This is a genomic window from Janthinobacterium lyxosi (assembly GCF_051380665.1).
GTDB lineage: Bacteria > Pseudomonadota > Gammaproteobacteria > Burkholderiales > Burkholderiaceae_D > Janthinobacterium.
Map to the genome: position 1 here is coordinate 67,878 of NZ_JBNYXM010000011.1, position 22,234 is coordinate 90,111.

At 62.9% G+C, this 22,234-nt stretch carries 18 protein-coding genes; 11 read left to right on the forward strand and 7 right to left on the reverse strand.

Features of this window, described 5'->3' with window-relative positions; all coding sequences use genetic code 11:
- Nucleotides 1-59 precede the first annotated feature (59 nt).
- Together ACQ4WP_RS13790 and ACQ4WP_RS13795 are read left to right on the forward strand one after the other, a co-directional pair.
- Nucleotides 60-1,601 (forward strand): CHASE2 domain-containing protein, encoded by a 1,542-nt coding sequence (locus ACQ4WP_RS13790; RefSeq protein ID WP_436521445.1) that lies wholly within the window; start codon nt 60-62, stop codon nt 1,599-1,601.
- Nucleotides 1,602-1,775: 174 nt separating this feature from the next.
- The gene (locus ACQ4WP_RS13795; RefSeq protein WP_436521447.1) at nt 1,776-2,573 is read left to right on the forward strand and encodes a PEP-CTERM sorting domain-containing protein; all 798 of its coding nucleotides are present in this window, start codon (nt 1,776-1,778) and stop codon (nt 2,571-2,573) included.
- Here the strand turns inward: ACQ4WP_RS13795 and ACQ4WP_RS13800 are convergent.
- Genes ACQ4WP_RS13800 through ACQ4WP_RS13810 form a run of 3 tightly spaced genes read right to left on the reverse strand, consistent with a single transcriptional unit; the run spans nt 2,566 to nt 7,789 of the window.
- A complete protein-coding gene (locus ACQ4WP_RS13800) occupies nt 2,566-5,349 on the reverse strand; it encodes an Hsp70 family protein (protein ID WP_436521449.1) in 2,784 nt (927 codons plus the stop codon). The genes ACQ4WP_RS13795 and ACQ4WP_RS13800 overlap by 8 nt on opposite strands.
- 2 nt (nt 5,350-5,351) lie before the next feature.
- A complete protein-coding gene (locus ACQ4WP_RS13805) occupies nt 5,352-7,223 on the reverse strand; it encodes an Hsp70 family protein (protein ID WP_436521451.1) in 1,872 nt (623 codons plus the stop codon).
- Nucleotides 7,220-7,789 carry a DUF2760 domain-containing protein gene (locus tag ACQ4WP_RS13810; protein ID WP_436521453.1) on the reverse strand — a complete coding sequence of 190 codons (570 nt, stop codon included), beginning with the start codon at nt 7,787-7,789 and terminating at the stop codon, nt 7,220-7,222. The genes ACQ4WP_RS13805 and ACQ4WP_RS13810 overlap by 4 nt, the downstream gene beginning before the upstream one ends.
- 257 nt (nt 7,790-8,046) lie before the next feature.
- On the opposite strand from ACQ4WP_RS13810, the gene ACQ4WP_RS13815 reads away from it, so the two are divergent.
- From ACQ4WP_RS13815 to urtE, 7 genes are all read left to right on the forward strand, one after another.
- Nucleotides 8,047-8,646, forward strand: coding sequence for a transglutaminase-like domain-containing protein (locus ACQ4WP_RS13815; protein WP_436521455.1), 600 nt, complete (start codon nt 8,047-8,049; stop codon nt 8,644-8,646).
- Between the two features lie 16 nt (nt 8,647-8,662).
- A complete protein-coding gene (locus ACQ4WP_RS13820) occupies nt 8,663-9,451 on the forward strand; it encodes a DUF4349 domain-containing protein (RefSeq protein ID WP_436521457.1) in 789 nt (262 codons plus the stop codon).
- Nucleotides 9,452-9,650: 199 nt separating this feature from the next.
- A complete protein-coding gene (urtA, locus tag ACQ4WP_RS13825; RefSeq protein WP_436521459.1) occupies nt 9,651-10,904 on the forward strand; it encodes an urea ABC transporter substrate-binding protein in 1,254 nt (417 codons plus the stop codon).
- Nucleotides 10,905-11,041: 137 nt separating this feature from the next.
- Nucleotides 11,042-12,643, forward strand: a complete 1,602-nt coding sequence (urtB, locus tag ACQ4WP_RS13830) for an urea ABC transporter permease subunit UrtB (protein WP_436521461.1) — start codon at nt 11,042-11,044, stop codon at nt 12,641-12,643.
- Nucleotides 12,640-13,761 (forward strand): urea ABC transporter permease subunit UrtC, encoded by a 1,122-nt coding sequence (gene urtC, locus ACQ4WP_RS13835; protein WP_436521463.1) that lies wholly within the window; start codon nt 12,640-12,642, stop codon nt 13,759-13,761. The genes urtB and urtC overlap by 4 nt, the downstream gene beginning before the upstream one ends.
- An 8-nt stretch (nt 13,762-13,769) precedes the next feature.
- Nucleotides 13,770-14,588 carry an urea ABC transporter ATP-binding protein UrtD gene (urtD, locus tag ACQ4WP_RS13840; RefSeq protein WP_436521678.1) on the forward strand — a complete coding sequence of 273 codons (819 nt, stop codon included), beginning with the start codon at nt 13,770-13,772 and terminating at the stop codon, nt 14,586-14,588.
- 2 nt (nt 14,589-14,590) lie between these two features.
- Nucleotides 14,591-15,289 (forward strand): urea ABC transporter ATP-binding subunit UrtE, encoded by a 699-nt coding sequence (gene urtE / locus ACQ4WP_RS13845; RefSeq protein WP_436521465.1) that lies wholly within the window; start codon nt 14,591-14,593, stop codon nt 15,287-15,289.
- 2 nt (nt 15,290-15,291) lie between these two features.
- On the opposite strand, the gene ACQ4WP_RS13850 is transcribed toward urtE, so the two are convergent.
- Nucleotides 15,292-15,876 (reverse strand): chromate transporter, encoded by a 585-nt coding sequence (locus tag ACQ4WP_RS13850; protein ID WP_436521467.1) that lies wholly within the window; start codon nt 15,874-15,876, stop codon nt 15,292-15,294.
- Nucleotides 15,873-16,466 carry a chromate transporter gene (locus tag ACQ4WP_RS13855; RefSeq protein WP_436521469.1) on the reverse strand — a complete coding sequence of 198 codons (594 nt, stop codon included), beginning with the start codon at nt 16,464-16,466 and terminating at the stop codon, nt 15,873-15,875. Before ACQ4WP_RS13855 ends, ACQ4WP_RS13850 begins: the two co-directional genes overlap by 4 nt.
- A gap of 220 nt (nt 16,467-16,686) precedes the next feature.
- Here ACQ4WP_RS13855 and ACQ4WP_RS13860 point away from each other — a divergent pair, with 220 nt between their 5' ends.
- Entirely contained in the window at nt 16,687-16,908 is a 222-nt protein-coding gene (locus tag ACQ4WP_RS13860) for a hypothetical protein (RefSeq protein ID WP_436521471.1), read from the forward strand.
- Nucleotides 16,909-17,325: 417 nt separating this feature from the next.
- Here ACQ4WP_RS13860 and ACQ4WP_RS13865 read toward each other — a convergent pair whose 3' ends face one another.
- Both ACQ4WP_RS13865 and ACQ4WP_RS13870 read right to left on the reverse strand, forming a co-directional pair.
- Complete coding sequence (locus tag ACQ4WP_RS13865; RefSeq protein WP_436521473.1) at nt 17,326-17,925, reverse strand: hypothetical protein; 600 nt, start codon at nt 17,923-17,925, stop codon at nt 17,326-17,328.
- A 363-nt stretch (nt 17,926-18,288) separates the two neighbouring features.
- Nucleotides 18,289-18,870, reverse strand: a complete 582-nt coding sequence (locus ACQ4WP_RS13870; RefSeq protein ID WP_436521475.1) for a phosphohydrolase — start codon at nt 18,868-18,870, stop codon at nt 18,289-18,291.
- Nucleotides 18,871-19,044: 174 nt separating this feature from the next.
- On the opposite strand from ACQ4WP_RS13870, the gene ACQ4WP_RS13875 reads away from it, so the two are divergent.
- Nucleotides 19,045-22,194 (forward strand): NAD(P)-binding protein, encoded by a 3,150-nt coding sequence (locus ACQ4WP_RS13875; RefSeq protein WP_436521477.1) that lies wholly within the window; start codon nt 19,045-19,047, stop codon nt 22,192-22,194.
- Nucleotides 22,195-22,234 lie beyond the last annotated feature (40 nt).

Genomic DNA, 22,234 nt, shown 5'->3' on the forward strand with positions numbered 1-22,234 from the left:
TTTCGTCATCACCGGTGCTTGAATGATCATTCAAGCACCGTACGCAAAGGGAACGCACCGTGGAAACCAGCCAGCCGGATCAACCGCGCCCGCCGCTCTGGCGGCGCCTGCTGTGGCCGGTCGCCCAGCTAGGCTCGGCCTTCAAGCTGACGGGCACGCATCTGCTGCACCACGTGATCGGCGCCAGCCTGATCGCCGCGCTGATGCTGGCGCTGGAAGGTTTTCACGTGCTCGAATGGCTCGATGCGGCCATGCTGCGCGCCAGCGCGGAACAGGGGCAACTGCTGAACCGGGGCAAGGACCCGGGCGCCGCCTACCGGCCCGGCATCATCGAAATCGACCAGCCCGCGTTCGAACAAGTCTTCGACGAGCGCGAACCGCTGGAGCGTTCACGCCTGGAGCAATTGATTGCCAGCGCCGCCGCGCGCGGCAGCAAGGTGCTGGCCATTGACATCGACCTGGCGCCGGCCGTGTATGAACAGCACAAGGCGGGCGCACGGCCGCTGGACCGCCTGCTCGACCGGCTGGCTGCCGATGGCCGGCAACTGGTGCTGGTCCTGCCCGAACAATCGGACCGGAATGCGAACCTGCCGTGGATACGCGCGCGCTGCGCCGCGGGCGTGCATTTTGCCAGCCCGCGGATCCGTGAACGCATGGGCGCCGTCACGCGCATCGAACTGAAAAGCCCCGTGCTGGCGGCCGTGGCTTTCGAGCTGGCGCATGGTGCCGACGAGCAGGAGCAGAAGCAGCCCATGCCGGCCGTCTTGTCCGAGCAAAAGGAAGTGCTGGCGCTGGCCGGCCGCGTGTGCCAGTTGGCCCGGCGCACGGGCAGCGAAAAGGAAATGGCGCGCCGGGCATTCGAACCTGTCATCCACGGCGACGCGAAGGATGCGGCGGAGCAGAACGCCGTCACCGCGCCGGTTCACCCGGCCGCCGTGGCGCCGCAATTCCTGAACCCCACGCGCATGCGCGTCAAACTGATCGATGGCCAGGCTGGCGTGGCGGCCGACGCACTGCGCAAGAACGTCGTGTATATCGGCAGCACCTATGACGTGCGCGACCGCTATACGACGGCCGAAGGCGAGCAGGCCGGCTTGCATCTGCATGCGGCCGCCCACACGTCGCTGGGTATCGGCACGGCCGACGTCAACAAATATGCGGTGTTCGCGGCCGATATCGTCATCGGCGTGCTGCTGGGGTGCCTGTTCGGCGGCTTGTGGACCCTGTATGGCCGGGCCGAACTGGCCATCGAACAGCGCATGGCGGATCACGATTTCAGCCGTTTGCGCCGCCTGGGCACCCTGGCGGAATTCTATGGCATCCGCTTGATGCTGGTGCTGGTGTGGGCTTCGCCGTTCGTCATTGGCGCCTTGGCCATCTACCTGTCGCGCGGCTTGCTCGAGCAGGGCTGGTGGGTCAACCCCGGCCCCCTGATCGCCGGCATGTTCCTGCACGCGATGTCGCTGCGCGACGAAGCCCACCATCCGCACGAGGAAGTGCCTGGCCTGTCCGTGTGGGCCCAACTGCGCCGCACGCATCCGGGCATCGTGCTGGTGCAGGCGCCACTGGCGCTGATGCTGTTGGTGGTGGCGCTGGTGTAGAGGTCAGGAAGTTAAAGCGGCCAAGAATGTGCTTTTCTGAAAATTATCTTAAAAATAATTAAAAGTAGCGTTGTTTTTAATTATTTAATAATTTAAAATGCATTTTTGGTAACTCTGTGCCTGGCATCATTTGCCCCGCGAATGCCAACTTCCCATTCCTACGAAAGAATCTCAATGAACCTGATGAAAAAACAGTTGTGTTTTTTTGCACTGATGCTGGCTGCCTCGTCGATGCATGGCGCGCATGCCCAGGAAACGATGGATCCTTTGCAAACCAAGAACTTTTTGCTGACCGAGTATCCTGAGTACTATGGCAATACGCACAGTCAGCAATTGACTTTGTTGTCCGATACAAATGGGGTGACGAAAATCGGCCTCACCGGCCTAGCGACGAGCCTCTTGATGGATAATTACGGACAGTCGCTCTCAAATGGCAACCAACACACGGGAATGTTTGATGTGAGTGTGCGCGATGGTTATCGAGTTACGGGTTTTTCTTTTGCTGCAACGTTGGTCGGCGTGACGCTGGCCAGCGAAGCGCCGTTTGGCAGCGTCACGCAATTTCCTGGCCTGGCCAGTAACAATGGATGGTTTGGCGCCAATGCCCGGACAAGTCCAAATGGACATAGTCTCGCCGGCGAGTCCATGCAACTGGAAAATCTGAACGGCACGCAACAAGTTCTGCTACAGGGGAAGGGCTTGTCGCTGTCTGACCATTTTACGATGGCTGTCTTTGGTGCGAGCAGCATCAGCGCCACGGGCGGCCTTTATTACATGTCTGGTCATGACTGGGGCCAGAGTATTGGTCTTCCATCATATGCCAGCTTCCGTGTCGATAATCCCACCCTGACTATTTTCACTTCGCCTGTTCCAGAACCTGGAACCTACGCGATGCTGCTGGCCGGTTTGACACTGTGTGGTGCCGCAAGTTTACGGCGCCGCCATGGGGCGCGCAGCTCCGAGCTTAGCTAAGCAGCTTCAACCCCGGCGGCAGCGCCTCGCCCAGCATGCGCCGGGTAACTGCTTCGTCCAGCTGCGTCACTTCGCTGACCATCGCTTGCCACAGAGGCGGGGCGCCGACGGCTTTCAGGCGCGCCAACACGGTGGCGCGCAAGTCGTCGGCGATGTCGCGTGAGCGGTCGCCCGTCATGCGCGCCAGGTGGGTGGCGGCAAAGGCGGCCGGCTCGGTCTTTTTCCAGTCCAGCGCCAGCAGCACCTGCAGCCACCCGGCCACGGTGGCGCTGTCGACCACTTCGTGCGCGCTGCCGTGGAAGGGCTGGCGCGCGCCGACCCTTGCCAACGCCCACAGGGTCTTCGTGTCCGCCGCTTCTTCCTTCTTGCTGGCCTTTTGCAGGCGTTTGATCAGCCAGGCGCCCACTTCCGCCTTGTAGGCGCCGGGGATGCGCTCCAAGGAGGCGCCCAGGCGCAGCATGTCGTCGTCGCTGCCGTCGACCAGGGTGACGGGGCGGCTGCCGCGCTGCGCCGCATCGGCTTGCAGGTTGAAGGCAAAGTCGTCCAGCAGACGCAGTTGCTGCTGCGTGCTCAAGCCGCCGGCGACCCTGCGCCACAGTGTCCACCATTCGGCGCACACCTGGTTGTCCTTGTGGTGCTGTACGCCCGTGTCGAACAGGGCCCACAGTTGTTCGATGCGCCACGGGTCGAGCGCGTCGCCGTAGCCCGGCCGCAAACAGTAGCCGGCCAGGTTCAGCCAGACCCGCTCATGCTCGGCGGAGCGGCGCCGGCCACGGGCGCGCAGCATGAGGGCGTCGAACAGCTGGCGCAGCAGCGGCGTCTCCCAGCTCTCGCGCCCGCCCAGCCCCCGTTCCAGGTGCTGGCGCAGTTGGCGCACTTCCTTGGTGTCGACTTTTTGCGCCTTGCCGCCGAAGATGCGCTCGATCTTCTCGACCGCTTCCTTGATGCGTGGCGAAACGGCTTGAGCCTCGCCATCGCCTTGCTCTTCCTTACCAGCGCGCAACTGGAACTCCAGCAGCCAGCGCTGGCCGGTATCGGCTTCGGCCACGCAATGCACTTCCAGGGTGCCCACTTCCGTCATGACGGTAGCCAGCTGCACGGTGATTTCGCGCTTGTCGCTGGCATCCTGTTTATCGTGCAGCACGCTGGCCAGCGGCGGCAGGCGCAGGTACTCGCCGGCGTCCAGGTCGACGATGTCGCCCAGCTGCGGCGGCGTGCCCGCTTCGGCGAGGGAAGTGGCCAGGTGGAAGCGCACGGGCCGGCCCAGGCGCAGCGCGAACAGGCGCTCGGTCAGGCGGATTTCCTCGCCGCTGGCGCTGCCACGGGGCAGGATGCAGACGGCGCGGTGTTCCTTGCCCGCCTCGCCCAGCACGAGGAAATAGCTGCGCGGCGAGCCGCCGGCTATGCGCGGCGCCTGGCCGCGTCGGGCCAGCGCGTAGGCGACGGCGCCGCGCGCCACGGCCACGTCGGGATTGTCGTTATGCAGGATGGTGAGGGGAGCGCCGCGCCAGTGGGCCAAGGTGTCGGCCAGGCGGCGCGCCAGCGCATCGGCGCGGAACACGCCGCCGTTCAGCAGCAGTGTATCCGGCAGTGCGCCTTGATGCTGCTGCAGGAAACTGGCCAGCTGGCGCGTGATGGCCGCATCCTGCGCATACGGCAGTCCGAATTCGACGATGCCGGCGCGGCTTTTCCTGGCCACCTCGCTGAGTCCCACCATCGGGAAGAAGCCGTCGACCACCATGGCCGCCACCTCCTCGCGCGTGATGTCGGCGGAACGGCTGGCGCCAATCAGGCGAGAGCCGGCGCCCAGCAGGGTGACGCTGGCCTTGTCGGGTGCGTCGCTGGAAAGCAGCAATTCCTTGGCGGCGCGGCAGCGCTCCATCAGCTGCGACAGGCGCGCGGCCGATAGCTTCATGCCGCCTTCGCTGCCTGCCGCCATGCGCGTTTCGACCAGGTGGGCCAGCGCCAGATCCATATTGTCGCCGCCGAGGATCAAATGGTTGCCCACGCTGCTGCGCGTGAGCTGCGGTTCGCCATCGTCATCGAAGGTGACGTCGATCAGGCTGAAATCGGTGGTGCCGCCGCCCACGTCGCACACGAGAATGCGGCGCGTATTGGCCAGGTCGTCGCGCAGGGTGGCGCGCCGGCGCTGCAGGAAATCGTAGAAGGCCGCCTGCGGTTCTTCCACCAGACGCAAGGTGGACAGGCCCGCCATGCGCGCTGCTTCCAGGGTGAGTGCGCGCGCACCCTCATCGAACGAGGCGGGGATGGTCAGCACCAGTTCCTGGTTTTCGAGGGGAGCATGCGGGAAGCGCTGATTCCACGCGGCGCGTACATAGGCGAGGTAACTGGCGCTGGCGGCCACGGGCGACACCTTGGCCACGTCGGCATCGGCGCCCCAGGGCAGGATGGGCGCCTGGCGGTCCACGTTCGCATGCGACAGCCAGCTCTTCGCGCTGGAAACGAGCCGGCCCGGTACTTGCGCGCCGAGCTGGCGCGCAAGGGCGCCCAGCACTGGCTGTTCCTCGCCCGCCGCCTCGACTTGTGGCCACGGCAGCTGCAAATCGCCCGCCGCCAGCTCGCCGGTAGCGGGGTGGTAGCGCAAGGAAGGCAGCAGGGGGCGTGCGCCCACTTCGCCGGGAGCGATCAGCTGCTCGATGGGGAGCAGCTGTATGCCCGCCTGCGCATCGGCCACATTTGCATATGCCACCACCGTATTGGTGGTGCCCAGGTCGATGCCGACCAGGAAGGCCGGCTTGCCCACAGCGCTGCGCATGCTTATGGCTGCGGCGTGCCGCGCACGTCGAATTCCACTTTCCAGCGCTCGGCGCCGTCAGAGGAAACGGCCAGCAGCTCCAGCGTGCCCGCTTCCGTGACGCGCGCGTGCAGTTTGACCTGCACCACGTCGCCGGCCTGGCGGCCTTCGGCGGACAGCGTCGCCTGGATTTCGCTCAGTTCCTGCAATTCATCGGGGCCCCAGAAATCGAGCAAGTCGCCGATCTGGTCGTTGCGCCGCGTGGACGAGGCGAAGAAGCGGAAGTGCACCGGTTCTCCCACGACCAGGCCGAATTGCTGGCCTGGCAGTTCCAGTTCGCTGCCTTCTTCCATGCCGAACGGCGCCACGCACAGGGCCTGGATCGGCGGTTCCATGCCGGGGATGGCCGGCATGGCCGACTCTATGGCCACGTAGAAGGCGCTGGCCGTGCCGCCACGGATGCGCACGCCATGGCCGCGCCGCACGTAGCTATAGTAGGCCGCGCCGCGCGCCACGGCCAGGTCCAGGTCTGCCCCGGCCAGCATGCGCGCCGGTTCCGCGCCTTCCAGGTACAGCCAGTCGTTGACGGTGGCCATGATGCGCTGGACCAGCAAGTCCGATTTGAAGACGCCGCCATTGAACAACACGGCCGTCGGGTGCAAAAAGCTGGCGCCATCCGCCTGGCGGCCCGCAAAGCCTTCCAGTTCGGCGGTCGCCGCCACTTGCCGGCCCAAAAACGCGGCCAGGTGACGCGTGATGGCTGCGTCCTGCGCATACGGCAGGCCCAGTTGCGTCAGGCCGGCGCGCGTGCGCACGGCGGGGCGGCTCGACGCTTCCACCTGCGGGAAGAAGCCGTCGAGGATGAAGGTGGACACTTCCGCGCGCGTCAGTTCCGTGCGGATGGAGCCGCCGATCAGTTTCGAGCCGCGGCTCGGCACGACGATGGGCGCCGTTTCCATGCCGCTGTCGGCCAGCAGGCTTTCCTTGGCGCTGCGGCAGCCATAAGTGAGCGCGCGCATTTGCCAGGCGTCGAGCTGGGTGCCGTTGGCGGCCAGTTTACGGGCCACCAGGTGGGCCAGGGCCAGGTCCATATTGTCGCCGCCCAGCAGGATGTGTTCACCGACTGCCACGCGGTGCGGTTCCAGCACGCCGTCGCGTTCGAGCACGGCGATCAGCGAAAAGTCGCTGGTGCCGCCGCCCACGTCGACGACGAGGATGATGTCGCCCGGCTTGACTTCCTTGCGCCAGCGGCCTTCGCTGGTCTGTATCCAGCTGTACAGAGCCGCTTGCGGCTCTTCCAGTAGGGTCAGCGAGGTGTAGCCTGCCGCCTGTGCCGCTTCCATCGTCAGCTCGCGCGCGGCCGGGTCGAACGAGGCGGGGATGGTCACGGTGATTTCCTGCTGCGCGAACGGTGCTTGCGGGTGGGTGTTGTCCCAGGCCTGGCGCAAGTGCGTCAGGTAGCGCGTGGCGGCCATGATGGGCGAAATGCGCGCCACTTCGGCCGGCGCGTCGTGCGGCAGAATGGCCGCGCGGCGGTCCACGCCCGGGTGGCACAGCCAGCTTTTCGCGCTGGAGACCAGACGGATCGGCGTGGTGGCGCCGCGGCTGCGGGCCATTTCGCCGACGACGAACGGCGCTTCCGCTTCCTCGGTAACCCAGGGCAGGGCCAGGTCGCCCGCCGCCACTTCATCGGTGTGCGGCAGATAGACAAACGATGGCAGCAATGAAAGATCTTCGACGGTGCCCGGCGCCGACAGCTGCGGCACCTTCAGCACGCCATGGCTGGACTTTTCGCCGTCGCTTTCGACCAGGTTCACATACGACAGGGCGCTGTGGGTGGTGCCCAGGTCGATGCCGATGGCGTAGCGCGGAGTAGGGTTGACGGTATCGTTCACAGTTCCACCTCGGCCGGCGCCAGGATGGCAGCGTCGTGCTGCCCGCTCAGTTTCGGCAGGCGCACGCTGGAGGCGCGCCAGCCGCGGTGGCTGAGGGTGCCCGTGAACGGCGCCGAGCCGACGACGTTGCCCGTCAGGCGTACCTGGGCGCTGTCAAAGCCTTCCTGCAGCACGATGCGGCTGCCCTCGGTTTCCTGGCGCACGGCCTCGATGGTGAAGTATTCGCGCATGACCTTGGCGCAGCCTTCATGCACCACGCGGGCGGCTGCGCCGATGTCGGCATCGGCATGGCTGCCCAGATTTTCCTGGGTAAAGTCGATCAATCGCGCTTCGCGCTGCAGCAGGGCCAGCAATTGCAGGGCCGCGTCCGGCGTGGCTTCTTTCAAGATGATTGGTGCGGCGGCTGGCGCCGGAGCAGGGGCCACGGGCGCCACCGGGGCCACCTCGGGCAAGGACAGTTTTTCCACACGGGCCGCATAGGCGGCGTCCGACAGGGTGCTGAAGAAGGCGCCGAAAGCCAGCGGGACTCTGCGCCAGAACGATGGGTGGGACGATGGTGTGCTCATAGGAACTCGTTTCTCTGATCTGTAGGGGGAGGCGTCGGCGGCGCGGAACCGCTTCGCAAGGTGTTGCATGCGCCGGCCCAATGGGGCCGGCTGGCGTTTGCCCGCATGATACCAGCTACCGGGCTGTCGCCAAAGTCGCCGGCCCCCGCCCAGCGAGCTTGAAGCATGGATTTTCTTTGTTCCTGCGCAAGGAAACGCTCGATTGCGTGCCGCTTCGACTAAAATCGCGCATTATCTTTTCGCATTGCCTTTATGCCATGTCTACCGACTTTACCCCCTATCTAACCAGCAGCCTGTATATCGACAGCGACCATCCGGCCGTGCGCGCCAGGGCGGCCGAGCTGGCGGCAGGAGCGGTGGGCGACGCCGCCATCGCGGCCCGCTGCTTTGCCTTCGTGCGCGACGAGGTCGCCCACAGCTGGGATTACCAGCGCAATCCCGTTACCTGCCGCGCTTCCGACGTCTTGCAGCATGGCACTGGCTATTGCTATGCGAAGAGCCATTTGCTGGCCGCGCTGCTGCGCGCCAACGGCATTCCTGCCGGCCTGTGCTATCAACGCCTGGCTGTCGGCGAAGTGGGGCCGCCATTTTGCCTGCATGGCTTGAACGCCGTGTATCTGCAAGATTTTGGCTGGTACCGCATCGATGCGCGCGGCAACAAGCCCGGCGTCGCGGCTGCCTTTACGCCGCCGCAGGAGCAACTGGCCTTTCCCGTGCTGGCGCCCGAGGAGCGTGACTTGCCTGAAATCTGGCCGGCGCCGTTGCCGCAGGTGGTGGCTGCGCTGACCGGCTATGCGAACGTGCAGGACGTGGCGGCGCATCTGCCCGATGTCGAGATGCTTCCGCTTAGCAAATAATCCAGAGAAAGAAATCATGAGAAAAGTATCCATATGTCTGTTCGGCCTCTTGCTGCTGGCCGGTTGCGGCGGCAAGGGCGAGAGCGCGGGCCAGTCCAGTGCCGCGCGTCTCGATAGCAAGGAAAAAGGCAGCGAATTTCTTGCCTATGAACACAATGTCAGCGTCGATACGCACGAGGCGCAAGTGCGGCCGCTGTATGAAAAAGTGGTCGCCGCCTGCAAGGCCGACACGGACAATGGCTGTCTGCTGCTCGACTCCAGCGTCGACGGCGGCCGTTACGTGCATGCGCGCATCAGCATGCGCGCCAAGCCGGCCGGCATCAAGAAGCTGGTCGCGCTGGTCGCGGCCGAAGGCGACGTCACCAGCCAGGGCACCAAGGTGGAAGACCTGGGCCGTCCTGTACTCGACAGCAAGAAACGCCTGGAAATGCTCAAGCAATACCAGGCGCAACTGCAGGACCTGGAAAAGCGCTCGGGAGCGAACGTCGATGCCCTGATCAAGGTGACCAAGGAGCTGGCCACCGTGCAAGTGGAACTGGAGCAGGCGACGGCGGCCAACGCGTTGTTGATGCAGCGCATCGACACGGACTTGCTGAACGTGGTCATCGGCGCCGAAGGCAAGCAATCGTTCTGGCGGCCCGTCAAGCGCGCGCTGGGCAATTTCACGGAAAACCTGTCGGAAGGCGTGGCCAACGCCATCACGGTCATGGCGTATATCCTGCCGTGGCTGATCGCTTTCGTGCTGCTGTTCCCGCTGGGCCGCAAGGGCTGGCGCCGTTTGCGCGGAGTGCCGCGTAAGCATTGATTCGTATGGATTAACTTCTTCGGCGCACCGTTTTACGGCAATTTGAAACCTGGCTGCACAGTCCTTGTGCAGCCAGGTTTTTTTTCGTGCGGCGCTGGCTGCGTGCACCATGGCGGACGCCTGCTGGCGCTGGCATGCATTCTGCTTTAACAACATCGTATGCCCAGCTCGACCCCACGAACCCATCACAGGAGTCCCCATGTCACGACGCATCATCCTGAAAGCGGCCGCCGCCGGCGCCCTGGCCCTGGCCACATCCACCTATATGCAGGCAGCCCTGGCCGCCGATACCATCAAGGTGGGCATCTTGCACTCCCTGTCGGGCACCATGGCCATTTCCGAAACGTCGCTGAAAGACGTGGCGCTGATGACGATCGCGGAAATCAATGCCAAGGGTGGCGTGCTGGGCAAGAAGCTGGAAGCCGTGGTGGTCGATCCCGCGTCGAACTGGCCTTTGTTTGCGGAAAAAGCGCGCCAGCTGGTGGCGCAGGACAAGGTTGCCGTGGTGTTCGGCTGCTGGACGTCCGTGTCGCGCAAGTCGGTTTTACCGGTGTTCAAGGAACTCAACAGCCTGCTGTTTTACCCGGTGCAATACGAGGGAGAGGAGCTGGAAAAGAATGTGTTTTATACGGGCGCCGCGCCGAACCAGCAAGCGATACCGGCCGTCGAATACCTGATGAGCAAGGATGGCGGCGGCGCCAAGCGCTTCGTGTTGCTGGGCACGGATTATGTGTATCCGCGCACCACCAACAAGATCCTGCGCGCCTTCCTGAAAAGCAAAGGGGTCAAGGATAGCGATATCAGCGAGGTCTACACGCCGTTCGGCCACGCCGACTATCAAACCATCGTTGCCAACATCAAGAAGTTTTCCACGGGCGGCAAGACGGCCGTCATTTCCACCATCAATGGCGACTCGAACGTGCCGTTCTACAAGGAACTGGGCAATGCGGGCTTGAAAGCCACGGACGTGCCCGTCGTCGCGTTTTCCGTCGGTGAGGAAGAGTTGCGCGGCATCGATACCAAGCCCTTGCTCGGACATCTGGCGGCGTGGAATTATTTCGAATCCGCCAAGAACCCCGTGAATATGGCCTTCATCAAGCAGTGGAAGGCGTATGCGGTGGCACAAAAGTTGCCGAACGCGGGTTCCGTGGTGACGAACGACCCCATGGAAGCGACCTATGTGGGCATCCACATGTGGGCGCAAGCCGTGGAAAAAGCGAAATCGACGGATACGGACAAGGTGATCGCCGCCATGGCCGGCCAGAGCATGAAAGCACCATCGGGCTTCACCTTGACCATGGATGCGACCAACCACCATTTGCATAAGCCCGTGATGATCGGCGAGATCAAGGCCGATGGGCAATTTAATGTCGTGTGGAAAACCAAGGAAGCAATACGCGCACAGCCGTGGAGCCCGTATATCAAGGGCAATGAGGGCAAGCAGAAGTTGTAAAGAGCTTGCGCGTCGAATCGTCATCGCAACCCCAGGCAAAGCGCTGGGGTCAGACCCGCCGGGTCTGACCCCTGTCCTTGTCTTTGGGGGAAGGATACTTATCAAGACATCGGCTTTACTACATGGAATCCATGCGCATGCAGCTCCTCTCCAAATTACTGCTCCTCGCCTGCCTGTTGCTATCCTCGATGGCGCAGGCCGCCATCGATCCATCCTTACTCAAACCGCTGTCCGGCGACGACCCCGACACAAGGGTCGCTGCCGTCGCGCAGATCGCCGCGTTGGCCACGCCGGAGGCCGCCCGCGTGCTGCAAGCCTTGCAGGATGACGCTGTCTATGCCACGCCCGATGGCAAAGTGTATGTGGTCGACGGCGAGCAAGCCTACGATCCGGCAAGTGGCACGACCGGTCCGGTGCCCGATGGTATCGATGGCGTGATGGTCAACAACCGCTTGCGCGCCGCCGTGGCGGGTGCCTTGTCGGGCTTGCAGCTGCTGGCGCCGGAGCGCAGCGCCCGCCTGGCGGCTGCGCAAGCCTTGCAAAAGGCTGTCGATCCCGCGCAAATCCCTCTGATCCGCACCGCCCTGGGGCGGGAAAGCGATGCTGAAATTACGCAGATATTGCAGGTGTTGATCGCCAGCGCCAACCTGCAGGCGCCCGATGCGGCCACGCGCAAGCAAGCCGTGCAGGCGCTGGCCGGCAGCAGCGATGCGCGCTTGCTGCCCGAGCTGCAAGCCATGCTGGACAAGGGCACGGATGGGCGCGCCGGCGAGCCGGACGAAGCCGCGCAGCTGGCCGCCATCGAGACCATGCGCCAGATCAAGGGACGAGTGGCGCGCATGGAATTCGCCGGCAATGTGTTCTACGGCATTTCGCTGGGCAGCGTGCTGCTGCTGGCCGCGCTGGGACTGGCCATTACATTTGGCTTGATGGGCATCATCAACATGGCGCACGGCGAATTGCTGATGATAGGCGCTTACACGACCTATCTGTGCCAGCTGTTTTTCCGCAGCTACCTGCCCGGCCAGCAGGAGGCCTACCTGTTGGCCGCGCTACCGGCCGCTTTTCTCGTCGCGGGACTGGTGGGCGTGGCGCTGGAGCGCACGGTGATCCGCTGGCTGTATGGCCGGCCGCTGGAAACCCTGCTGGCCACCTGGGGCATCAGCCTGATCCTCATGCAGGCGGTGCGTACGATCTTCGGCGCGCAAAACGTGGAAGTGGCCAATCCGGCCTGGATGTCGGGCGGCGTGACCGTACTGGGCGGCCTCGTGCTGCCGTACAACCGGCTGGCCATCATTGCCTTTGCCATCGTCGTGGTCGTGGCCGTGTGGTTGATTTTGAACAAGACGCGCCTGGGCCTGTTCGTGCGGGCCGTCACGCAAAACCGCCGCATGGCCGATTGCGTGGGCGTGGCCACGGGCAAGGTCGACATGCTGACTTTCGGTCTCGGTTCCGGCATCGCCGGGCTGGGCGGCGTGGCCCTGTCGCAGCTGGGCAATGTGGGGCCGGACCTGGGCCAAAGCTACATCGTCGATTCCTTCATGGTAGTGGTGCTGGGCGGCGTGGGCCAGCTGGCCGGCACCGTGATCGCCGCGCTGGGCCTGGGTGAAGTGAATAAATTCCTCGAACCGGTGGCGGGCGCCGTGCTGGCAAAGATCGCCATTCTGGTGTTCATCATCATCTTTATCCAGCGCCGGCCGCAGGGCCTGTTTGCCATGAAGGGACGCAGCGTCGAATGATTACCTACTATCAATCCAAGCAGGGTCTGTTTACGCGGCCCGTCTGGCTGGCGATTGCCGCATGCACGGTGCTGGCGGCGCTGTTGCCGATTTTTAATCTGGCGTTTGCCGAAGGCCATGCGCTGCACGTGTCCGCCTACACGGTGGCGCTGGTGGGCAAGTTCATGTGTTACGCGCTGGCCGCGCTGGCGCTGGATCTCGTCTGGGGCTACACGGGCATCCTGTCGCTGGGACACGGCGTGTTCTTTGCCCTGGGTGCGTATGCGCACGGCATGTATCTGATGCGCGCCATCGGCGACCAGGGCCAGTACCACAGCAGCTTGCCAGACTTCATGGTCTTTCTCGACTGGAAAACCTACCCCTGGTACTGGGCCTTCACGGAACATTTCTGGTATTGCATGGCCCTCGTCGTGCTGGTGCCGGGCGTGCTTGCCTTCGTGTTTGGCTACTTTGCGTTTCGCTCACGCATCAAGGGCGTGTATTTTTCCATCATCACGCAAGCGATGACGTATGCCTTCATGCTCTTGTTTTTCCGTAATGACACCGGCTTCGGCGGCAACAACGGTTTCACGGATTTCAAGACCATCCTCGGCCATAGCATCACGGCGCCCGCCACCCGGGCCGTGCTGTTCCTGCTGACCCTGGCGTTCCTGCTGGCGGCCTTGATCGGCGCGCGCGCCATCGTGCGCTCGAAGCTGGGCCGGGTGTTGCAGGGCGTGCGCGACAGTGAGGCGCGGCTGATGTTCCTCGGCTACAACCCGCTGTGGTTCAAGCTCTTTGTGTGGACCCTGTCGGCCGTGCTGTGCGGCATCGCCGGCGCCCTGTACGTGCCGCAGGTGGGCATCATCAATCCGTCCGAAATGTCACCGGCGAATTCCATCGAGATGGTCGTGTGGGTGGCCGTGGGCGGGCGCGGCACCTTGATCGGCCCCATCCTGGGCGCCTTCACCGTCAATGGCTTGAAGAGCTGGTCCACGGCCGCCTTGCCGGAGCTGTGGCTGTTCGCGCTGGGCCTGCTGTTCATCGTCGTCACCCTGTTCATGCAGCAAGGCATGCTGGGTGTGTTGAACAAACTCAAACGTAAAAAAGTGGCCGCAGTGACAGAGGAGGTCGCATGAGCATCCGCATGTTGCCCGGCATGGCCAGCGTCGAAGCTGGCGCCAGCTATTCCCGCGTGAAAGGCGAGGGTGTCGATACGACGCATGGCGCGATTTTGTATCTGGAAGATATCAGCGTGTCCTTCGATGGCTTCAAGGCCATCAACAAGCTGAGCCTGGATATTTCCGTGGGCGAGTTGCGCTGCATCATCGGCCCGAATGGCGCGGGCAAGACCACGATGATGGATGTGATCACGGGCAAGACGCGCCCCACATCCGGTACGGCCTGGTTCGGCCAGACCATGAACCTGGCGAGCATGACGGAAGCGCAAATTGCCCACGCGGGCATCGGCCGCAAGTTCCAGCGCCCCACCGTGTTCGAGCAGCACACGGTGTTCGACAACCTGGAACTGGCCATGAAGATGGACAAGCGCGTGGCGCCCACCCTGTTTGCGCGCCTGACGTCGGAGCAGGCGGGCAAGATCGAATCCATATTGCGCTTGATCCGCCTCAATGGCCACGAGGCGCGGCCGGCCGGTTTGCTGTCGCATGGGCAAAAGCAGTGGCTGGAAATCGGCATGCTGCTGATGCAGGAGCCGCAGCTGATCTTGCTGGATGAACCGGTGGCAGGCATGTCGGATGCGGAAACGGCGCGCACGGCGGAGCTCCTCAATGAATTGCGCGGCAAGCATTCCATCATGGTGGTCGAGCACGACATGGGTTTCGTCACGGACATTGCCCAGCAAGGCATCGTCACCGTGCTGCATGAAGGTGCCGTGCTGGCGCAGGGGCGCATGGACGAGGTGCAGGCCGACGAGCGCGTGATCGAAGTCTATCTGGGAAGGTAATCATGCTTGAAGTGCAACAATTAAATCAATACTATGGTTCTTCGCATACCCTGCGCGGCATCAACCTGTCGGCGCGCAAGGGCGAATGCCTGGCCTTGCTGGGCAGGAATGGCGTGGGCAAGACGACGCTCTTGAAATGCCTGATGGGCGTGCTGCCCGTGGCGCAGGGCCAGGTCGTGCTCGATGGCCGCGATATCACCAGGGTGGCGCCGCATGCGCGGGCAAAGCTGGGCATGGCGTATGTGCCGCAGGGACGCGACATCTTTGCGCGCCTGACGGTCGAGGAAAACTTGCTGATGGGCATGGCAGTCAAGACGGGCAGGCAGGCTACACGCATCGACCCCCACGTGTATGAATTGTTTCCGGTATTAAAAGAGATGCTGCAGCGGCGCGGCGGCGATCTGTCCGGCGGGCAACAGCAGCAGCTGGCCATCGCCCGCGCCCTGCTGGCCGAGCCGCAGCTGATCATTTTCGACGAACCGACGGAAGGCATCCAGCCATCCGTCATCAAGGATATCGGCCGCGTCATTGCGCTGTTAAAGCAGCGCGGCGACATGGCCATCGTGCTGTGCGAACAGTATTTCGACTTCGCGCGTGAGCTGGCCGACGAATTCATCGTGCTGTCGCGCGGCAGTGTCGTCGCCAGCGGACCGGCTGCACAGATGGATAGCGACGAGGTGAAGCGCCACCTGGCCGTGTAGGCTTACACGAGTTGCAGCCAGCCCAGCACGGCGCCGGCCGCCAGCAGCCACAATAAATGGAGCTTCGTGCGCCAGATGATCAGGCCGGCCACGATGGACAGGCTCCACAGGGGCCAGTCCGTGCGGATGTCGTGATTGGCACCGCCCAGTATCATGCCGGTGGAAATCAGCAGGGCGACGACGATGGGCGCCATGCCTTGCTTGAAGGCGCGCACGGGGCGCAGGTTGCGGTTGCGGTAGCCCCACTGGGCTGCCACGTAGGTGAAGGTGGTGCTGGGCAGCATGATGCCCACCATCGTAATGAACACGCCGAGGTAGGCGGCCGTGTAGCTGCCCGCATTCATGCCCACGTTCCAGCCCATCAGGGCGACGAACAGCACGTTCGGTCCGGGTGCGGCCTGGGCGATGGCGATTGACTCATTGAATTGCGCCTGTGTCAGCCAGCCATGCTGTTCCACGAGGAAGCGGTGCATTTCGGAGGTGGTGGAAATGGCGCCGCCGATCGACATCAGCGACAGCATCAGGTAGTGGCCGAACAGGTTCAGCCAGTCGCCAGCGCTCAACACCAGTTGCAAGGGCGGATTCATGACGACAGCTTTCGATAGGTCAGCAGGCAGGCTATGCCGCCCAGGCCCAGCAGGATGTACAGCAGGGGCCAGCGGAAGATCGCCACCATCAGCACGCCCAGCACGACCAGGGGCAGGGTCAGCCACAGGGGCAGCGGATGCTTGCCCAGCGCGGCAGCCAGTTTCACGCCCGTGGCGGCAATCATGCCGGCCGAGACGGCCGCCATACCGCGCAAGGCACCCGCCATCTGCGCATTGTCGCCAAAGCGCGTGTACAGCACGCCCAGCACGAGCACGATGAGGAGGGGCACGGCCAGCATGCCGGCCAGCGCCGTCAGCGCGCCTTGCAAACCGAAATAGCGCCCGCCCACCATCAGGGACAGGTTGACGACATTCGGCCCGGGCATGATTTGCGCCACGGCCCAGTCTTCCAGGAATTCCTCTTGCGTCAGCCAACGCTTGCGCTCGACCATCTCGCGCTGGATCACGGCCAGCACGCCGCCGAATCCCTGCAAGGCCAGCCAGGTGAACGAGAAGAACAGGTCGGCCAGCGAGGCGGGTTGCGGGCGGGGCAGGTCGGGCGGGGGCGCGGAAAGGGGGGGTGAGGGCATGGCTGATTATCGCCGTGGCCGATTGCGCTTGTCCATCGCTTTCGGCTCCAGTTGTGCCTGCAAGAAAAAAACCGTGGCTCATGTTTCCCTGCCATTGACATCGAGAGTTTATCAGCAATACTTTATCGTCAACATGACCGCTGTCCCTGTCCGCGCTGGCGCAGTTCGCACCGGTATGCCGTCTCCGCCCCTCCTTCCCCCTTCGCAGGAGTTGTTCATCATGCCTAATTCCACAGAAACGCTGCATATGCCCGTCAAAACCGTGATGCTGCATGCCCGTCTCGATCAGAAGATGTCCGATATCGTCAACCTGGGCATCGCCGTGCAGGCTGCCTTCAGTACCTTGTGCGCACTGGAGTACCTGAAGTCATACAATGTCGCCCCCGAATTGATCGAGCGCGTGCTGCTGCACCCGGAGCAGCGCCGCCAGACCGTGCACTGAGTATCCGCACGGCAACTGTGTTGCTGGCAGCCGCAGTCCGGCGTTGTCGGATTGATCATTACGGCTCAGTTATGCACAAATGATGGGTTAGCGAAATTGACGAAATAATTTTCTTGTGATTATGCGTGACTTTTTAAGTGCTTGATTTTAATGGGTTTTATTTTTGCTGTTTGATTGAGCAGTTTATTGAAAGCCGCACGGGCTGTGGCTTTGAGGCCTGTCAATAGGTCCTTATCCACAAAGATATCCACAGTCCGTGTGGATATCTGAAAAAGCGCTTAACAATCCGCCACTTAGATAATGACGCCGGATCGGCGCAGCAAATGCAGCGTTGCGGCAGGCCAAAATGGGACCCTGCACAAGCCTGTATGCCTATCCAGTGCTCTTGTTTTTATGACTAAAAGTAGCGGCGGCGGTTCAGGGCGTGTCGTCGGCCGGTTCCGCTGGCGCGTCGCCGCAGTGGGCCAGGGCGGCGGCGAGCTCGGCGACTTGTTGCTGCGCTTCGCGCAAGGTGGCGTAGGTGCGCAACGAGGCGATCACGGTGGTAAACAACTTGCGCGTGGTCAGGTCGGTCTTGCACCAGAAATCGTTGATATCGTAGTCGATGATGATGCGGTGTTCCAGCGCCTGGCCGGGCTGGCCCGTGCGCAGGATGATGCGCACGGCACTGTTGTGCAGGTCTTCGCGGACCTGGCGCGCCACTTGCAGTCCCGCATCCTGGGTTTCCATGATGACATCGAGCAGCACCACGGCGATATCGGGCGTGTTGCGCAGCAGGCTGAGCGCCTCGGCGCCCGAATAGGCGTGCAGAAAGCTCAGCCTGCGGCCCTGGAAACTGGCCTGGCTGAGGGCGAACTTGGTCACCACGTGCACATCGACATCATCATCGACAATCAGCACGCGCCATGGCGCCGCGTTGGCAGACTCTGCCTCCACGTCTGCCCGCCCGGGTGGCTCGTCGACCAGCCAGTCGGGTTCGTCCGCCCCCTTGGCGGCGCTATCGCTATCCATATTCATGCATTTATCCACCGTTGATCGTGCTCGCTCACTCCACACTATGCCAGTCTGCGGGGTTTGTCAAAACAATGCTGTTCAGGCAAGACAGCCTGGAGCAGGATTACTTACGCACAGCAAAATATATTTTCATGGTGGTCGAGTAACTTTGCGCTAGCGCAAAATCATGATTCTAAGTCATTGATTTCATTGGGGTAAAAAAATGCCTGTGAAATCAGCAAATTGTTGAAACCCGCATCAATACTGGTGTTGCGGCTTGTCAAGAGGGGCTTATCAACAACTTTATCCACAGTTGCTGTGGATATCTAAAAAAGCCGTGCAAAAACCGGGGCTTAGCGCCCGTTCGCGCGGCAGGAGAAGAGGCTTTCACGCCGCAAGCTCAAGTCCGCCCAGCTGGGTGAAGGCATGCAGGAAGCGCTGCTTGGCTTCGGCCGGACCCATGGCCTCGATTATACCGGGCAAGGGGGCGATGCCGTCAAGGTAAGCCCAGCGCTCGGCCGAGTGGGGCATCAGATCGCGCTTTTCCGTGGCCAGTGCGATCAGGTCGGCCCGCTTGATGGGCGCGTAATCGGAATAATCCAGGCCATAGGTGGCGGCGATGATGACGCTGACCTTGTCTTCCAGCACGGCAAATTCCGGCAACAGCACTTTCAGGGGTTTCACCATATCGCCCAGGTAGGCTTCTGCCGCGTCGTGCAGCAGGGCGGCCAGGCGCAAATGGGGCGGCACCAGTTCGGCGACGATCAGGCTGTGCTGGGCGACCGAGTAAAACACTTGCGTCTGACCATTGAAACGGCACTGGTAAGCCAGGCCGTGGGCAATGTCTTCGATGGCGACCTTGTCGATATGCGGGCGCAAGGGATAAAAACGGTTGCCTGAATAGGTGGATACGTAGTCGGTGGTAATCATTGCCATGGCAGGGTGCTCGGAACGGTCAGGATGTTTCATCGTACACCCGATGGCGTGGGCTTGCCCCCGCCGCCGTGCGCAAGCAGCTTCCTGCCGGGATGGAACCTAAGCTATGCATATTGGCAAATCCTTTAATTTATTTCATATCATTCATTGATCTTTCTCATACACTGTAGCAATCTTGTTTGAATGAAACTTAAAGGGGACAGGGCAATGACGGCGCAACCTTCGGCAAGACCTTCGTATATCTATCAGGGCGGTTCGGTGATGATGCACTCGCCGCTGCAATTGAAACAGTCGGAAATGTACGGCTATTTCGTCAGGGGCGACCTGGCGAAATTGCAAGCGACCGTGAATACCACTTTGAACCAGGTGGCGGGCCGCAAGCTGACCCTGAAAGCCCTGTCGCCGTACGTGATGCTGACGTTTACGCGCGTCAACCATGCGGATTCGGCGAACCCTGTCGACCAGGCCAAGGGCTGGATCACGGAAGTGGACATCGTCACCTGGATCATGGTCGGCGAGATGGATGCGCAGGGCAAGCTCGCGCATATCTATTGGTATCCGTGCCATATTTTTGTTGATGACGCCATGGCCCTGATCAACGGGCGTGAACTGTTCGGCTATCCGAAATACCTGTGCGACTACGAGATTCCCGCTGCCGGCAGCGAGCCGCTGCGCTGTTCCGTGGCCGCCAAGGGTTTCCAGCATTTTTCGCCGGAAACCAAACTGGCGCTGCACCCGCTGCTGGAAGTCAATGCCACTGTGCAGACGGGGCAGCATAAGCCCGTCAACAGCTTCCTCGAACTGATCGAGCAAGCGTTCAAGATTTTCCTCTCCATCCCGGATTTCTTCGACATGGACCAGGCCGGCTGGGCCGATATTCTGTCCTTGCTGCGCAAGCCCCGCATCGACCAGATCTTCCTCAAGCAGTTCCCCGACAGCGCGGGCGTGAAAGCCGTGTACCAGGCCCTGGTGGCCGCGCCGGCCGAGATCAACCACCTGCACAGCGCGCGCCTGCTGGGTTACGAGTATGAATGCACCTTGCACGCCTTCGACAGCTTTCCGCTGGACCAGACCCTGGGCTTGCAGCTGGGACCGCAGGCGGCGATCTTGCCGTTCAACGTGAACTTCGACTTCACGGCCATGCCGGGCGAGGAATTGGTCGACAACTCGCAGATTGCGCCGGAAAAGATCGCCATCCTGGGCGGCGGCGTGGCGGCCATGACGGCCGCGTATTATCTGACGAACCAGCCGGGCTGGCAAAACCAGCATGCCATCACCGTCTACCAGCTGGGCTGGCGCCTGGGTGGCAAGGGCGCCAGCGGGCGCAATGCGCAAGTGGGCCAGCGTATCGAGGAACACGGTCTGCACATCTGGTTCGGTTTTTATGCGAACGCCTTCAAGATGATCAAGGAAGCGTACGCCAGCCTGGAGCGTCCGCCCGGCGCCCCGCTGGCCACCTGGCGCGACGCCTTCAAGCAGCACGATTACGTGGCCCTGTCGGAAGACGTCAAGGGCCAGTGGCGCAACTGGTCCATCGTCTTTCCCACCTTGCCGGGCGAACCGGGCGAGGGCGGCGAAGACATCACCCTGTGGCAGATGGCCATCGCCATGGTGGGCTGGATCGAGCAGTGGATACGCCAGATACGCGAGGTGGCGGACGCCGACGCGCGCATAGAGCGTGCCAGTGCCAGCGCCAGCGCGTCGCAAGGCGAGGGCGTGTGGCCGGGCTGGCTGCGCCGCCTGGCCGACGAAGTGGTGGGGCAGGCCGATGAGCTGGGCCTCGACGTGGGCCTGTCCGTGGGCGCGCTGGCAGCGCTGGTGGCCGACCTGGCGCCGGACTCCACGCGCCACGACCAGGCGCGCCATCAGCTGCTGGCCAGCACCCTGAACGGCATCCGCGCGTGGCTGCGCCTGCGCTACCGCGCGCTGATCGATGGCGACGATGAATTGCGCCGCCTGTTCACCTGTCTGGACCTGGGCATCACGGTGATGAAGGGCATGTTCGAGGATGGCGTATTCAAGAATGGCTTTGACGTCATCAACGACATCGATTTCCGCGCCTGGCTGAAAAAACATGGCGGCGACGAGCAGTTCAGCGTCAATTCGGCGCCCGTGCGGGGTTTTTACGACCTGGTGTTTGCCTACGAGGGCGGCGATTTTGGGAAACCTAATATCGAGGCGGGAACGCTCTTGCGGGCGATGGCGCGCATCGGCCTGGCCTACAAGGGCGGCATCATGTTCAAGATGCAGGCCGGCATGGGCGACACGATTTTTACGCCGATGTACGAAGTGCTGAAAAAAAGGGGCGTGGAATTCAAATTCTTCCAGCGCGTGGAAGAACTGGTGCCGGGCGCGGGCGACATCGGCAGCATCCGCATCACGCAGCAGGTGCAATTGAAGGACCCTGCCGCCGGCTACGCGCCGCTGGTGGATGTCAAAGGCCTCGCTTGCTGGCCCAGCGCGCCCGATTACGCGCAGATCGAACCGGCCCAGGCGGCGCTGCTGCAAGAGCAGGAAGTCAACCTGGAATCGTACTGGAGCGACTGGCCGCAGCAGTATCGGCAGGCGTTCGGCCGGCAGCTGCCCGCCACGGTATTGAAGAAGGGCGTGGATTTCGACAAGGTGGTGTTCGGCATTTCCATCGGCTCGCTGCAGGCTTTATGCCCGCAACTGCTGGCGCAAAGCCCGGCCCTGCAACTGGCGGCCGAGAAGGTGAAAACCGTGGCCACGCAGGCTTACCAGGTGTGGTTGAACAAAAGCCTGGCGCAGATCGGCTGGACCACGCAGCCGAAGGGCCAGCAACCGGTGCTGTCGGCCTTCACGGAGCCGTACGATACGTGGGCGCCGATGGACCAGTTGCTGGCGCACGAGGACTGGCCGGCGGGGCTGGCGCCAAAGAATGTATCCTACTTTTGCAGCGCTTTCCCCGTCGATAGTTACCCGCCCGTCACGGACACGGGCTTTCCCGCCCGCTGTGCGGCCAAGGCGAAGCAGGGCGCGCTGCACCAACTGGAGCAGGAAATCGGCGCGCTGTGGTCCGAGGCGGGCGCGCCGGGCGCGTTCCCGTGGCAATGGCTGGTCGATGCGAAGGCTGGCACGGGGCCGGCGCGCTTCGACAGCCAGTACTGGCGCGCCAACGTCGACCCGTCCGAGCGCTACGTGATGTCGGTGGTGGGCAGCACGCAGTACCGGCTGGCCACCGACCAGTCGGGCTTCAGTAACCTGTTCCTCACGGGCGACTGGATCAAGACGGGCCTGAATGCGGGCTGCGTGGAGGCGGCCGTGATGGCGGGCATGCAGACTTCGCGTGCCATGACGGGTTATCCGGCCGTGATCCAGGGCGAGACGGATTTCTAGCGATTTGCTTATCATGGCGTGTCATTGTTCCCTGCGCGAG